The sequence below is a fragment of the Dialister micraerophilus DSM 19965 genome (assembly GCF_000194985.1).
GTDB classification, from domain to species: Bacteria; Bacillota; Negativicutes; order Veillonellales; family Dialisteraceae; genus Dialister; species Dialister micraerophilus.
Genome location: NZ_GL878519.1, coordinates 1,046,302 through 1,060,731, shown reverse-complemented (window position 1 = coordinate 1,060,731; position 14,430 = coordinate 1,046,302). Strand labels below are relative to the sequence as shown.

13 protein-coding genes and 2 tRNA genes are annotated in these 14,430 nt (G+C 36.2%); 3 read left to right on the top strand and 12 right to left on the bottom strand.

Going from position 1 to position 14,430, the window contains the following annotated elements; genetic code table 11:
- Positions 1-9: 9 nt before the first annotated feature.
- The 7 genes from HMPREF9083_RS05020 to scfA all read right to left on the bottom strand — a co-directional run bounded on the left by HMPREF9083_RS05020 (position 10) and on the right by scfA (position 6,798).
- Positions 10-1,227 carry a type II secretion system protein GspD gene (locus HMPREF9083_RS05020; protein WP_007556319.1) on the bottom strand — a complete coding sequence of 406 codons (1,218 nt, stop codon included), beginning with the start codon at positions 1,225-1,227 and terminating at the stop codon, positions 10-12.
- The gene (locus HMPREF9083_RS05015; RefSeq protein ID WP_007556318.1) at positions 1,224-1,748 is read right to left on the bottom strand and encodes a hypothetical protein; all 525 of its coding nucleotides are present in this window, start codon (positions 1,746-1,748) and stop codon (positions 1,224-1,226) included. Before HMPREF9083_RS05015 ends, HMPREF9083_RS05020 begins: the two co-directional genes overlap by 4 nt.
- A 26-nt stretch (positions 1,749-1,774) precedes the next feature.
- The gene (locus HMPREF9083_RS05010) at positions 1,775-3,232 is read right to left on the bottom strand and encodes an LPS-assembly protein LptD (RefSeq protein WP_007556317.1); all 1,458 of its coding nucleotides are present in this window, start codon (positions 3,230-3,232) and stop codon (positions 1,775-1,777) included.
- Entirely contained in the window at positions 3,225-4,442 is a 1,218-nt protein-coding gene (locus tag HMPREF9083_RS05005; RefSeq protein WP_007556316.1) for a hypothetical protein, read from the bottom strand. The genes HMPREF9083_RS05010 and HMPREF9083_RS05005 overlap by 8 nt, the downstream gene beginning before the upstream one ends.
- Positions 4,443-4,454: 12 nt before the next feature.
- A complete protein-coding gene (locus HMPREF9083_RS05000) occupies positions 4,455-4,901 on the bottom strand; it encodes a hypothetical protein (protein ID WP_007556315.1) in 447 nt (148 codons plus the stop codon).
- Between the two features lie 169 nt (positions 4,902-5,070).
- On the bottom strand, positions 5,071-6,504 hold the full coding sequence (gene scfB, locus HMPREF9083_RS04995) for a thioether cross-link-forming SCIFF peptide maturase (RefSeq protein ID WP_007556314.1): 1,434 nt from the start codon (positions 6,502-6,504) through the stop codon (positions 5,071-5,073).
- A gap of 117 nt (positions 6,505-6,621) precedes the next feature.
- Positions 6,622-6,798, bottom strand: coding sequence for a six-cysteine ranthipeptide SCIFF (gene scfA / locus HMPREF9083_RS04990; RefSeq protein WP_007554502.1), 177 nt, complete (start codon positions 6,796-6,798; stop codon positions 6,622-6,624).
- A gap of 208 nt (positions 6,799-7,006) precedes the next feature.
- On the opposite strand from scfA, the gene HMPREF9083_RS04985 reads away from it, so the two are divergent.
- Positions 7,007-7,083: transfer RNA gene (locus tag HMPREF9083_RS04985), tRNA-Pro, on the top strand.
- Between the two features lie 3 nt (positions 7,084-7,086).
- Positions 7,087-7,160, top strand: a tRNA-Gly gene (locus HMPREF9083_RS04980).
- A gap of 296 nt (positions 7,161-7,456) precedes the next feature.
- On the opposite strand, the gene HMPREF9083_RS04975 is transcribed toward HMPREF9083_RS04980, so the two are convergent.
- Both HMPREF9083_RS04975 and HMPREF9083_RS06565 read right to left on the bottom strand, forming a co-directional pair.
- Positions 7,457-9,049 (bottom strand): MATE family efflux transporter, encoded by a 1,593-nt coding sequence (locus HMPREF9083_RS04975; protein ID WP_007556311.1) that lies wholly within the window; start codon positions 9,047-9,049, stop codon positions 7,457-7,459.
- Positions 9,050-9,249: 200 nt separating this feature from the next.
- Positions 9,250-9,414, bottom strand: coding sequence for a hypothetical protein (locus HMPREF9083_RS06565; RefSeq protein ID WP_007556310.1), 165 nt, complete (start codon positions 9,412-9,414; stop codon positions 9,250-9,252).
- A 258-nt stretch (positions 9,415-9,672) separates the two neighbouring features.
- On the opposite strand from HMPREF9083_RS06565, the gene HMPREF9083_RS04970 reads away from it, so the two are divergent.
- Positions 9,673-10,593 carry a LysR family transcriptional regulator gene (locus HMPREF9083_RS04970; protein ID WP_007554495.1) on the top strand — a complete coding sequence of 307 codons (921 nt, stop codon included), beginning with the start codon at positions 9,673-9,675 and terminating at the stop codon, positions 10,591-10,593.
- A gap of 49 nt (positions 10,594-10,642) precedes the next feature.
- Here HMPREF9083_RS04970 and HMPREF9083_RS04965 read toward each other — a convergent pair whose 3' ends face one another.
- From HMPREF9083_RS04965 to speF, 3 genes are all read right to left on the bottom strand, one after another.
- On the bottom strand, positions 10,643-11,077 hold the full coding sequence (locus HMPREF9083_RS04965; RefSeq protein ID WP_007556309.1) for a YadA C-terminal domain-containing protein: 435 nt from the start codon (positions 11,075-11,077) through the stop codon (positions 10,643-10,645).
- Positions 11,058-11,303, bottom strand: coding sequence for an ESPR domain-containing protein (locus HMPREF9083_RS06795; RefSeq protein ID WP_007556308.1), 246 nt, complete (start codon positions 11,301-11,303; stop codon positions 11,058-11,060). The genes HMPREF9083_RS04965 and HMPREF9083_RS06795 overlap by 20 nt, the downstream gene beginning before the upstream one ends.
- A 575-nt stretch (positions 11,304-11,878) precedes the next feature.
- The gene (gene speF, locus HMPREF9083_RS04955) at positions 11,879-14,068 is read right to left on the bottom strand and encodes an ornithine decarboxylase SpeF (protein ID WP_035062708.1); all 2,190 of its coding nucleotides are present in this window, start codon (positions 14,066-14,068) and stop codon (positions 11,879-11,881) included.
- Positions 14,069-14,430: the final 362 nt, after the last annotated feature.

The following is a 14,430-nucleotide window of genomic DNA, read 5'->3' as shown; positions in this document are numbered from 1 at the left end:
CTTTGATTATTACTCTAAAATATTTGCACGAATAATAATAATTATTTCAGATTCTTCTTTTGATTCCGTTTCGGTTTGAAATAATTTTCCGAGTATCGGTATATCTCCCAAAACGGGAACTTTTCTTATATTATTCGCTTCTTCTTTATCTATCAATCCACCTATTGTAAGCATATCTCCCGATTTCAATCTTACCGTTGTGTGTGCTTGCCTTGTGACTATACGATAAGCTTTCATTTCAGGTACAAGGTAAGGTGTAGATACTTCCGCAATTATATCTGCAGTTATTTCACTGTTTTTACTTACATTCGGCGTATATGTTAATTTTATACCTGCATCTTTATATTCAATTGATGTTGTTTTAGTTCCGTTTTCCATATGTTCAACTAAAACCGGTATTTTACTTCCGATTAAAATTTCCGCAGTTCTCCCGTTTAAGGTAACTACATTCGGCTTTGCCAAAATTTTGGCTTTACCGTCCGAAAGAAGTGCATTAAGTTTCGCTTGAAAGAAAAATGTATACGGATTTCCTGTAATGGATTTTCCATATGATATTCCTGCATAATCTTCGGGGATTTTCAAGTATGATGTTTTTGTTTTGCTGCTTTTATCATATACATTTCTTTGTTCTGCCTGTCCCGTCAAACTTTTGAATTGCCAATCTATACCCAAATCCTTTGCATAAGAACGATTTACAGCAAGAACTTCCGCTTCCACTTTCACTTGCTTTTCCGGTATATCAAGCGCTTTTATAATATGCTCCAACTCCGACATTGCACGAGGTGTCGCATTGACGATTACGGAATTTGTCCCCACGTCCGATGCAACTTGTACATTATCGGTTAAATTTTTCAATTCATTTGCAATTTCATTTGATTTACCATATGACAACTTAAATGTTTTTATTGTTTTTGCCGAGTCGGATTCACTTTTTGCATTATAAATTATCATTGTCGAACCTTCATTTTTGATTATAAGTCCGTTCATCAAAAGTAATGAGTTCAACGCTTCTTCCGGCGTAACATTATCAATACTTGCAGTAACCGTACCTTTCAAATCTCCCGGAATAACAACATTTTTCCCCGACAGCTCAGCCAAACTCCGTAATACCTGTTGCAACGGTGCATTTTGCACATGCAGGCTGAAATTATCGGACGCTTCGACAAAAAAATTTGTGCATACGGTCAACAGTATCGCACTACCCAAGCATAAAATTTTATGTTTCATTTCAACTCCAATATTTTTCTTTCCGAATTGTTTGCAAGTTCAACCGTTTTATCTCCAATACTTACAACAGTCCAATCTCCTACTCTGTCGCCTTCTTTTGCATTTATTGTATTACCGCCGTATGAAAACAATGCTTTTCGTGAATTTCCCAATGCCGCCACACCGTATAAATCCGGAACCGGCGTATTTTTTCGCCCTTTATGTTCATGCTTCAAATTATCGGTTTGCGTATTTTTTACATTCATACCGTTTTTTATTTCCGCATCTATTTTAGCTATACCTTCACTATGAAAAGGATCTTTTAAAGGTTTGGATCTCAAATACATTCCTGCATCATACACTTTTTCAACTTCTGCTTTTGAATCGGAATTTCCCGTATTTCCGCTTTCATACGCATAACTTGTTTCTTCAGTTTTTTCATTACGCTTCAAAAGACTTAAATCTTCACCGTACATTCCGAGTATCGTAAGTACAACTGCCGCTATAACCGCACTACATATCCATATCTTTTTAAGCTTCATATGTTTCCCGACTCAAAATAAACATCTTAAAAATCTTTAAAATCAATTGCTGCATCAATTCTGTTTTTTACGGAATCATAACTTATTCTTCCTTCTAAAGAATGCATATCTCTGTAATATATATAGTATCTGTTCTTCAAAATTCCGCTTGAGGTATCTATTACATATTTAACTTCAAATTCATCCAATCTTGTAATCGGAACTTTTATTCTCATTGCAACAGGCTTTATATTTTCATATTTGTCATAACTATAAGGTGTTTCCCCGCTGAAATTATGATCTGTATATTTTATGCCCATATCAAATTTATTAAATTTGCCTCTGAATTCCAAATTATAATATTTGTCGGTACGGACTTTTTTATTGAATCCGTAATAATCGTAGCTATATCCCAAAGACCAATCGAAATCCACTTTTTTATTTATGGGAACAGTTTTTCCGACAACATTTATATTCATACCGAAATGAGTTCCCTTAACTTCATTTTCCGACCAATATCCTAAATCTCCCGAAGTTTTTATATATAGCGGATAATTTCCGATTTGTCTTTCTTTCACTTCAAAATCTACGGACGGTTTTTTCCATATGAAACAAACATCGTCATTCACGCTGCTTTGTTCTCTTGCTACATGAATTTTTATATTATAGTTATCTTCATCTTTTTCAAAACCCACATCAGGAATATATCCCGCTTTTGTGTACCATTCATTTTCAATATAAAAATTGATATTGTTGCGCAATCCTAACGGATAATAAATTGTATTATATATTCCTATACCTAAATCTCTGCTTGTTTTTACTCTCGGAAGCAAGTACCATAAATTTATTTTTTTACGCTTTCCCAATTGTCCTTTACGTTCATTAATATGCAAAATTTCAGTGTTTTTAACCATAAGTTTTGCATTTTTAACAATATAGGAATTTCCGGGTAAAAACTCCAAAGTTTCGGCTTCTATTCTATAATCAGGAACCTTCGCCATCGCACTTTCGGTAGTTAAGTATCCGTTTTTGACGATGAATAATCCGTTATTTCCTTGTTTTTCCAATTCTTTACCTTTGAAATAATATTTTCCTTGATAAAGACCTTCGATGTCATACAAATATGCATCTGAAGTTTTTCCGTAATATTCACCTTTTTTTGCATTAACTTCAAAATTCTGTCTTGCCCAATTCAGAAAATTCGGAATAATATATTTTTCGGAATCGGTATTTCCATCTATTTTATCGGTATGAAATACATCCTCATCATGTATCAACTCAACATTACCGGATACGTTTACCTCTTTAGTTAAATCGCTATATCTCAATTTGTCTGCAGATAAGCTCAAAGGGGATTTTTTTGTACTTTTCTCGGAAATATTTTTTTGCGTATTAGATAATGTTGTGGACATAGCGTTAGCGGAAGAGGTCGCAAATACACCGCTTCCGCCAAGACATACGCTTATTAAAGTCAAAAATAAAACTTTTTTCTCGAATTTACTCATTTCTTACAATCACCATAGATATATCATCAGCATCTTTCAGCGTTTTACTTTCTTTTTTATTTTCTTTTGATGAATCTTTTTTTATATTTTCTTCCGTCTTTTCATCTTTATTGTTCGCTGAAACTGCTTTATTATTCTCCGAAACCGTTTTTCCCGCATTTTTTACTTTTACTACACCTTTTTCATCTTTTGAAAGATTTATAACTTCGGTTTCGTTTAAGGTTTTTGTATCTTTTTTTGCATCTTCCTGTTTTGCACTTGAGCTTACTTTTTCGTTTAAAATCAATTCGGGTTCACCGGGTACCATTACCATACCTCTTGTCTGAACCGTTTCTTTTGTCTGTATATAAAGTGTCGATCCCGCAGGCATTTCGACATCTTTACCTTTTACGAAAAATCCTCCCACCAACCCGATAGGACCTAAAGCCAATGCACCTACTGCAGAAGCACCTACTGCGGCAGCTTCCATTTTAAGTTTTTCTCTGGCTTCCGGCCCCAGTACGGTAGGTATCTCTTCTTCATCTATTGAAAATACTTGATCGAATGCTATATCAAGTGAACCGCTTCTTCCGAAACTGCGCGGTTTTACCACTTTTGTAACAACTCCGCTTCCTTGTGCACCTTTCGGAAGAACAAGAACATTTCCTACAACTACGTCTTCTTCAACTGTAAATGAAACGGAATCCCCTTCTTCATTTGTTTTTGTACCTACGTCTTCATTCAATGCTATTTTGAATACGGTGTTTGCCGGAAGTTCAATATTTTGCATTGCAAAATGACGATTTCCGTAAACTTCTTTTTCCAATTCATTGATACGTTTATTCAAAGGGCCGGTTTTTGCAGCACCGAATACGGTACTTTCCATATCCTGAACACGTTCTTCAAGTGATGTTTGCTTTATTCCGTCCGTTATATAATATTCCAAAGCATTTGCTCGTGTACCGAGTGAAGGTGTTTCACCTTCATCATCATGAATTACTTCAGAGTAAAGATTTGATACACGTTCATCAAGTCCGTCTCCTTTTCTGCTTTTTCCGTAAATAACGGAGTCAACTGCATCAACACGATGAATCAAAGAACCGTTTTGAACTCCTCCGAATACCGCTGAATCCAATTTATCCATTTTACCGTTTAAAGTTACCGGTTCCATTGCTGACACCGAGCCTATTAACATCATTGTTATACCTGCAACAAGTATAGCCCTTTTCATAAATTATCCCCCTTAAATTCTTACGTCTATTACAGCTGAAACTCCCACACCTTGAACTCTTGAAAATGCGGTCGGATCCATACTGTCCATAGGAACAAGTCCTTTTATTCTGAAAAGTCTGTCATTCCATCCTATTTCCAATTGACCCACAGCTTTAACTTTAGCTACTTGATTTGCATCTCCGATTACCTGTGCTGCACCGATATATCCTGAATCACCTATACTTACAATAGGTACAACTTTCGTTGCATAATTTGTACCGACACCTTCTTTCATCATCAGAGAATTAATTGCACTGTTTACGGAATCACCGTATTTATTTACTAAAAACCCTATTCCACCTACTTTTACAACTCCACCTAAAAAACTTCCCAAATTAAAAGCGGATACTTGTGAAGCTATGCCCGTTCCGAGCATTAAAGTTGCAACTGCACATACAGCCAATCGTTTAAATTTCATAAGAATTCCTCCTATATACTCATCGTATTTTATCTTTCTTCATTATAGCTTAAATCTTATATCCATACAAACAAATAAGCATGAAAATATCGATAATAAAGTAATGCTGAAAAGCAATATAAAAAACTTCTTATCATTGAGCAATTTCTCTCAAGATAAGAAGTTTTCATTATATTTTTTCTCTCAATACATTCAATTTTGCTTGCCTGCTTCCTGGTCTTGCCATTACATCCGGCTTTTTTAAACTGTTATAAGCTTGAATCATCATTGCACATTCCACACGTTTTTTCTGTATTTCACACGTCAGATTATACGGTTTGTGCATATCACCGGTAAAAGCGGCATTATTTGCATGACAACCGCCGGAACAAAAAAATTTTGCCCAGCAATTTATACATTCCGGTTTGTTGAAAACATGATTTACACGAAATTCACGCATCATTTTCATATTTTTCAAACCGTCATATACATTTCCTATAACATATCCGTCTCGTCCTACAAACTGATGACAGGGATAAATATCTCCGTTCGGTACTACAGCCAAATATTCAAATCCGGCGCCGCATCCGCGAAGACGTTTCGGTAAACAGGGTCCTTTCCACAAATCCATATTGAAATGAAAAAAACAAAACGGTCTGCCTTCTTCTTCTCTTTTTATAAAAAAATCTGCCAATTTTTCATACTCTTTTTTTATCGCCGGCAAATCTTCTTTTGTGATTGAATAATCCGTACCTTCTTCGCCTATTACCGGTTCCATGGATAATGCAGGAAATCCTGTGTCCACCATATCTTTTACATCGGTTGTAAAATCCAAATTATATTTTGTAAATGTGCCTCGAACATAGTACTCTTCACCGTTTCTATGTTCTACGCAATACTTCAGGTTTTTTACAATTTGGTCATAAGTACCTTCACCATGTACTCCGGGACGCATACGGTCATGCATTTCACGCCGTCCATCAATACTTAATATAAGACTTATATGATTATCATTTAAATATTTAACTTTTTCTTTATCCAAAAGCATACCGTTACTTGTCAAAGAAAGTCTTACTATTTTATTATGTTTTCTTTCTTTCTGACGTATATATGTAACCGTTTGTTGAATTACATGCCAATTCATCAAAGGTTCGCCGCCGAAAAAGTCCACCTCACAATGCTTGCGAGGTCCGCTGTGAGCAATCAAAAAATCTATAGCTCGTCTTGCTACGTCAAAGCTCATAAGCATACGCCACTTACCGTATCCGCCTTGACCGGCAAAGCAATATTTACATCTTAAATTACAATCATGTGCAATATTAAGACATATAGCTTTTATAATAGGTCTGTCATTGACTGCAATTTTGTAAGCCGAATCCATAGGTGCATACAGCTTTCGAGCTTTAATCAACTCATCGGCCTCATCCATGACTTCAATCAATTCATCCTTATTATATTTACCGCAAAGTTTGTTGAAAACTTCACTTCTGTTTGTTCCCTTATAAAATTCCAGTACATCGTATGTAATTTGATCTACAACATGAACAATACCGCTGTTTACGTCCAAAACAATATTCATTCCATGTTGTTTGAAACGATGAATCATAGGAGTTACGATACTCACAAAATCTCTCCTTTTTACACAATAAAAATCCCGAACTCAAAAACACTTGCCTTAAAGCTCAAAATTTTCTACGGAGAAAAGCACAAGGCACTTGCAATCACAGTACGGGATTTCATATTATGCTCTTTTTTCTGCTGCAACTTCTGCATCTTCCTGTTCGGTACAAACCATGTTACCTACGGTACAACTCGTTTTACAAGCAGATTGACATGATGTATGACATTCGCTGCAACCTTCAAACTTCATTGTATCTTGTAAAGAAGATTCGTTGATAGTAATAATATGTTTGGACATTTGAACACCTCCGCTCATAATTCACCTTAATAATATCACAAACAATTAAACCTGTTCAATATTACTTACCGTTTTTATTATACTTGTAAAAATTTTTTAAAAGGTGATATAATGAATACGCATTTATATAGCTTTTTTCATTTTTAAAAAAAAGTTTGCAAAATAAATTGACAATATTTTTATTAGCTGATATAATCAATTACGTTGCCGGGGCATAGCGCAGTTTGGTAGCGCACTTGGTTCGGGACCAAGGGGTCGCAGGTTCAAATCCTGCTGCTCCGACCATCTGCGGGTGTAGCTCAATGGTAGAGCGCCAGCCTTCCAAGCTGGATACGAGGGTTCGATTCCCTTCACCCGCTCCATTTTTTTACTTGATTCCGAACCCGCAACGACAAAAAGTCATTTCGTAATGAAATGACTTTTTTTATTTTGTAATTCATAATATGAAATGCAATAAAAAATATTTTAAAATTATTTCTAATCGTTTACGCCATATTAAAATAACTTATTACTGAAAAACAATTTACTCATACTCACGTTTGTGTTCTAAATTCAAATCCAAATTCACTTTCAATATCCGGTTTGAATTTCAAATTATTTTTATAAATTTTTTATAAAACAAAACCACCCTCAAAAGGGTGGTTTTACATTAGCGACCCTATGGCACGTATGCCCTGGATGCTCTTCCTACAACTTTCAATTTAAGATCATGAAATTTATTTTTCCATATCCACATCAATATTCTGAAATTATTCAGAAAAAATGCATTCATTATTCCGTCACACCGCACTTTTTCTACAACTTTAGATAATTCTGCAGTTAATTTACGTACAGATTTTTGCGGTTTGTAACTGCGTTTGTTATGAGCCTTATCAAAGGACGATTTAAACTTCGGAGCTTCTTCGTCTTCAAGGTCGTCAATGTACTTGCCTTCAATTTTTCTAAGTCTCCATACCATGAAAATTGCAGAGCATCCTACACCGAAATCCAATCCCAACCAATATGAATGAGCTTCAAAATTCAAAATATGATCCAAGTAGAAACCTATCGGGAAACAAATTGCCCAATATGCAAGCACCGTAAGTAAAAACGGAACTTTTGTATCTTTATATCCACGCAATACACCTTGAATCGGTGCTGCAACGGCATCGAAAAATTGCCAGCCTGCCGCATAAATCAAGAAACCTCTTGCCAATTCTATTACTACCGCTTCACTCGTATACGCAGAAGCTATAACTCTTCCGAACAATACGGTTGCAGCCATAGTCAACAAAGAACAAGTCAATGTAATGGCAAGTCCTGCACGTCTGTAACGTCTTGCCAATTCATAGTTACGTGCACCTACAGCCATAGCTACCATTATCGTAAGCGCCATTGAGCAGCTGAGCGGAATAATGTACAACAAATTTGCAAAGTTGCTTGCTACCTGATATGCAGCAAGAGTTTCCGTTCCGAACTTTGTCATAAGTATCAAAATTACACCGAAAAGTCCTTCTTCCATAAGAATTGACAATCCGTTCGGTACTCCGATAGACAAATATTCTTTCCAATCAACAAATCCTTGCTTGAAGTTGGAGAAAATTTCCTTACCCATGAACTCTTCGTTTTTCATAATAACGGTAATAAAAAGACTGAGAACGAAGAGATAGGTCAATAATGTGGCAATTCCGGCACCTATTCCGCCCAAGCGCGGCATCCCGAAATGTCCGAACATAAATATATAGTTCATTAAAATGTTGCAAGGTACCGCAAGCATAAACAATTTCATCGAAGTTGAAGCGCTTCCGGCAATATCTATAACCAAACGCAACGGAATAACCAATGAAATAACCAATAACGCACCGATCATAAACAATAAATAATATCTTGCTATATGATCTACCTCGGGTTCAAGAGATAATCCCGACAAAAGGGAATCTATTGCAAAAAAGTAACCGATAAAACAGAGTGCACCTATAATAATTGCAAAGTAAAGACCTGTACGAACAACTGCCGGAACAGAATGAACATTGTGCTTACCTACGTATTGCGCAATAATCGGTGAACCTGCCATCAAAAAACCTACAATTGCAGCCATAAGCGGCCCGAAAATACCGGCACCTATAGCAACACCTGCCAAGTCCGAAGTTCCCGCATGTCCCGACATGGTTGTATTCACAAAGTTAATAATAACAATCGAAAGTTGCGCAATTAAAATAGGTGTCATTATCGAACCCATTTTCTTTACATCACGCTTCATTTCGTACCACATAAAGTAAAACTCTCCTTAAAATAACAAAAAGACGCAATAAGCGTCTTCAATACATATTCGGTATATGATTTGTTTAATCCACTATAAAAACACAGTGCACCGGTAATCACCAAGTACACGGACATAAAATGCCCATCATATTACAATCTACTGACGCTCATCAAAATATCGTCAAAAAAGACGACAGCATACATGAAATACTACAAATCTCTTCCCAACGGTTTCCAAGCTTTCATTCCGCATACGATTGCTTCAATAGAATTCAAAAACAGGAACGCGGTCTGAATAACAACTTTACTTAAAACCGATTCATTCGAAAATATTGCAGTCAAATTACTTTTCATAACATTATTTGATGTTGTCATTACACTCACGCTCCTTCCTTACATTTTTAATATCGTTTTTTTATTAATAACAAAATGTAAAACTAATAATAAATATGTTATAATAAAATTTGTTAAGCAATATTTATACTTATAGTTCCATTCATAAAACTTGCTTAATAATTAAACTGAACATAATTTATATAAAGATATTTTTTATATCTGTTTATAGTATACAACTATAATAACAAATTTGCAAGTACTATCTAAATTCGGCACAACAGATGAAAGGATACTCATATGAAACTCAATTTCACAACTCTACTTTATTTCCAAAAAACAGCGGAACTTCAACATATGACAAATGCCGCAAAAGAATTACATATAGCACAACCGGCTCTTTCGAGAAGTATCCGCGGATTGGAAGATGAATTGGGTGTAACCTTGTTTGAGCATTACGGAAGAAACATAAAACTTACAAAAAACGGAGAAATATTACTTAAATACTCAAAAAATTTTTTACGTGACTTGGAATCTCTTCAAAGAGAATTAAGTGAATCACAAAACTTGCAACAGATGACTGTACGTTTAGTCATTTTATCTGCATCGAAATCAATTCCCGTCTTTCTTATGAAATTCAAACAGGAACATCCGAAAGCATTACTTGAAGTTGTTCAACCGAACAACAGAGGAATTATAAATCAAAAACAAATGGATTTGACATTGTTTTCAAGTGTCGAACCGATTGACGACAATCATACTGTAACATTGTTTAAAGAAAATCTTGTAATGATTGTAAATAACTCTGATCCTCATGCAAATTTGACAAATGCCAAGTTGAGTGATTTTTCGGATGCAAATTTCATCGCCGCACCCAAAGGTATGGGTTTACGTTCCGCAACAGATACATTTTGCAAAGAAGCAGGTTTTATTCCAAAAATAGTTATGGAAAGTGACAGTCCCGACACCGTAAGAGAATTTGTACATGCCGGATTAGGTATTGCTTTAGTTCCGGAAATCACTTGGAACAGCGCTATCGGAGACGAAATTTCAGTTATAAAAATCGAATCTCCGAAGTGCCACCGCTACTTGAATTTATCATGGAAAGCAGATACCAAATTATCACTCGTTGCCGTATTGCTGCGTGAATACATTATCGATCACTTCAGCGAATTCGTAAAAAAGAGTGCACAACAGAATTTATATAAATACGATATATAATCGGCAAATAAAAGAACTTCGGAAATTTCCGAAGTTCTTTTCGTATGTACTACTTGACTGCCAAAAGCGCTTCAATCTTTTTCAGTCGTGCATCTTGCTCACTAATCATACTTTCCTGATGTGCTATCTTTTCTTCCTGCAACTCTATTTTTGCTGCCATTTCTTTATTTATTCTCGTAAGTCTGATAACTTCACCAAGCAACACTTTTTTCGAAAGCATTGCAGCTTCATTTCCCTTACCGAGTTTAAATGAAAGTCCGGCATTAAACAAATTATCATCTCCGTTAAACACACCTCCTAGAGAAACTATCGTATTCGGACCGGGTCTGTAGTAAGCACCTATCGCTACCGCATTTTCACCTTTGTAATATCCGAATCCTACCGAGAAGTCCAATTTGTCATCAGGATCATACCCATTGGAAATAGGACGAAGTGCTGACAATGCTGCAGCTCCTGCACTGACTCTATTTATTATTCCGTCCATCGAAGATAATCCTTTTGTCACATATTTTTTGCTCTTCCGGAGTCAAATCAACTGCAGATGTCGTAAAAGGCGCCGACATACAACCGAATAAAATAATCGATGCCAGTATAACGGATACATTCCTATTGCTTTTTATATTTCCTCGGCAATATCCTTTTGCAATTTCCGATGTCACTACCCAACTATTTCGAATTTTACTCCATACCCGTCGATATATTCTATTCATAAATCAACTTTACATTAATCAAAAAGCAACTTTCTATAACTTATTTTTTATCTTTATAAATATAATTACTATAGAAGTTTATCACCTTTATTCAAATATTTACATATAACATAAATCATAATTTTATTATTAAATATTTAATTTTTTATATTTTGATGAGAATTTATAATAACAAAAAAACTGGAAATTCCCGCTCTTTTTGCATGAAATTACGACAATTTTACAGCTTATATCGTTACTTATTCTTTAAAGGCTTATATTCTTTTTCAATGCACGCCAACATTACTTTCATGAATAACGATCTGACTCACTTTGTTCACAATCATTTTTCGTGTACCGTGCAACGGCGATATGTTATATCTTGTATCCATTATGATTTATTCATAGTAAAATCAATTATTTATACATTTCTTTATTAAATATTGCATATCTTTAAGAATATGTTTTGCCGTTGTATTTTATTTTTGTTAATGAAAGCAATTTTTTAGATTAACTGTTCTATATATTTATTTATACATTATTTATACAAAAAAACAGGTAAGAGATTTCTCTCTCACCTGTTTTCATAAGCTATATTATTTTACGAAATTCTTTTCGAATTCTTTCTTCAATACATAGCCGTATGCGTGTTTCTTGCCGTCTTCACCCATCTGAACGTATACGCCCTGAATTTCCGGTGCGAATCCCGGCAACATATTGATACCTTCAACTAAGTCAAGGAAGTATGTACAAGCGGTCTTTGACCATCTTTCACCCGGGTGTACACAGAGTACTCCTGGCGGATACGGTAAAGCACCTTCCAATGCGATTCTTCCTTCAGCTTCTTCCAAGTCTACCAATTCACCGTGTGCACGCATGAATTCATACTGTGCTACTTGTGGTGTCATTACGTATTCAGGGAAGTAGTCTTTCAAGAATAACTGTTTCTGCAAAGTGAATACTTTTCTGTCTTTGTAGAAGTCATGCATTTCCTGACAAATCTGACGGATTGTGTATCCTCTGTACTTGTCTTCATTGTTCTTGTAAACTGTCGGCAATACTTCGGACATCGGAGCATCTTCGTCAACCAATTTTTCGAAACGAACGAGTTTAGCTACGAGATCGTCCATCTTTGTCTTGTCTTCTGCCGGAGTCATAAGGAACAGAATATCGTTCAAGTCACATTTTTCCGGAATAATTCCGTTATCACGGAGGTAATTTGCAAGAATGTTGCCCGGGATACCGAATTCTTCATATCCGCCGTTTTCAATGTCGATACCGCAAGTTACAAACTGTAATTTCATCGGGTCGATGAAGTACTGACCTTTACCGTAGCCTTCAAATCCGTGCCATTTAGCACCAGGTTCAAATGCCCAGTAATTAATGTCGTTTGCCATCTTTTCGGTGTCGCCGTCTTCCCACTTCTTACCGTAAACTTCGGTCGGAACGAGCGGACGGATGTAGTGGCAGTTACGTAATACCTGTTTACGTGTTTCGATAACTGTCTTAACAGCTTCTGTCCACATTGCTTTACCTGCTTTGCCTTCGTGCATCTTAGCGTTTACGTCCAATGCTGCGAAGAGCTGGTACAACGGGGATGTGGAAGCATGCATCATGAATGCGTTGTTTACACGTTTGTGCGGAATGTATCTTTCCTGTCCCTTGATATGACGGTCCTTCTTGTGAACCTGTGATGTCATGGAGAAACCTGCCTGTTGTTTGTGAACAGACTGAGTTACGAAGATACCCGGATCTTCCGGTCCCAAATCGAGGAGCAACGGGCTGCAGTCCTTCATCATCGGAATGAACTGTTCATATCCTACCCAAGCGGAGTCGAACAAAATGTAATCACAGAGGTGACCGATCTTGTCAACAACCTGACGAGCGTTGTAAATACAGCCGTCATATGTGCCGAGCTGGATAACTGCTATACGAATCGGACGTTTAGCCTTAGCTTTTACCGGATCCTTTTCAGCGATGAGCTTACGAATGTATTCTTCATCGAAGCAATGTTCCAAAATACCACCGATGGAGCCGAATGCGTTACGAGCAGTTTCCAGATATACCGGAGTTGCACCTGCTATAACCAACGCACCATGGTCAATGGATTTGTGGTTGTTTCTGTCATAAAGTACGAGATCTCCTGGAGCCAAAGCTGCATTCAATACAACCTTGTTGGAGCTTGATGTACCGTTCAATACGAAGTATGTCTTGTCAGCGTTGTATACAGCTGCTGCATGTTTCTGTGCAGTGAAAGCCGGACCTTCGTGAATGAGCAAGTCACCCATTGCTACGTCTGCGTTGCAGAGGTCGGCTCTGAATGTATTTTCGCCGAAGAATTCATATAAAGCACGTCCTGCCGGGTGCTTACGGTAGAATGCACCGCCCTGATGTCCTGGGCAGTCAAACTGGGAATAACCATTTTCAACATATTTCTGAAGATCTTTGAAGAATGGCGGTAAAACGTTTTCTTCATATTTTGCTGCTGCGCTTTCGATTTGACGTTCGAATAAAGCACGGTCCGTTTCTTTCAAGTCAATTACACGGAATACTTTTCCGATTACTTCGTCACATACGTTTTCACATGTTGTTCTGATGAGGAATACCGGAATGTCGAATCCTGCGATGCTTGAATGACTTGTCAATAAATCAGCATCAGCGTCAGTAATAACTACTGCTGCTACGTCTGTAAAGTCTGTTGCGTTAATGTCAACAACTTCACGACCGCATACCGCACCGAAAACTTCTAAAGCTCTTTCTGAATATGCAATCTTAAACTGCTTCAAATCAATGACCTCCCAACAATAACATTTATAAAATGAAATGTTTCTACCACAGAATGCGCGCTCACTGTGTGATAAATATAAAACGAAATTTATACCCGTTTTATTCAATATCATAATACAAAATAAGTGTTTTTCATTCCAATATTGAAAACGTATGCTATTTACTTATAGGACATTTTATATAATTACTTTGTTATATATATTATCAATTTAATTAGGTTCGTCCTTATTTTTTATTTTCAATTTTAAGAACGCTCAAATTCCTCCAAGTTCAAAAATATTACGCTTTTCAGCTTGAGATTTTATTAAAAAAATTTCATTTTATCCGATATAATTTGAGTTTTTCATTTTATAAGTTTTTT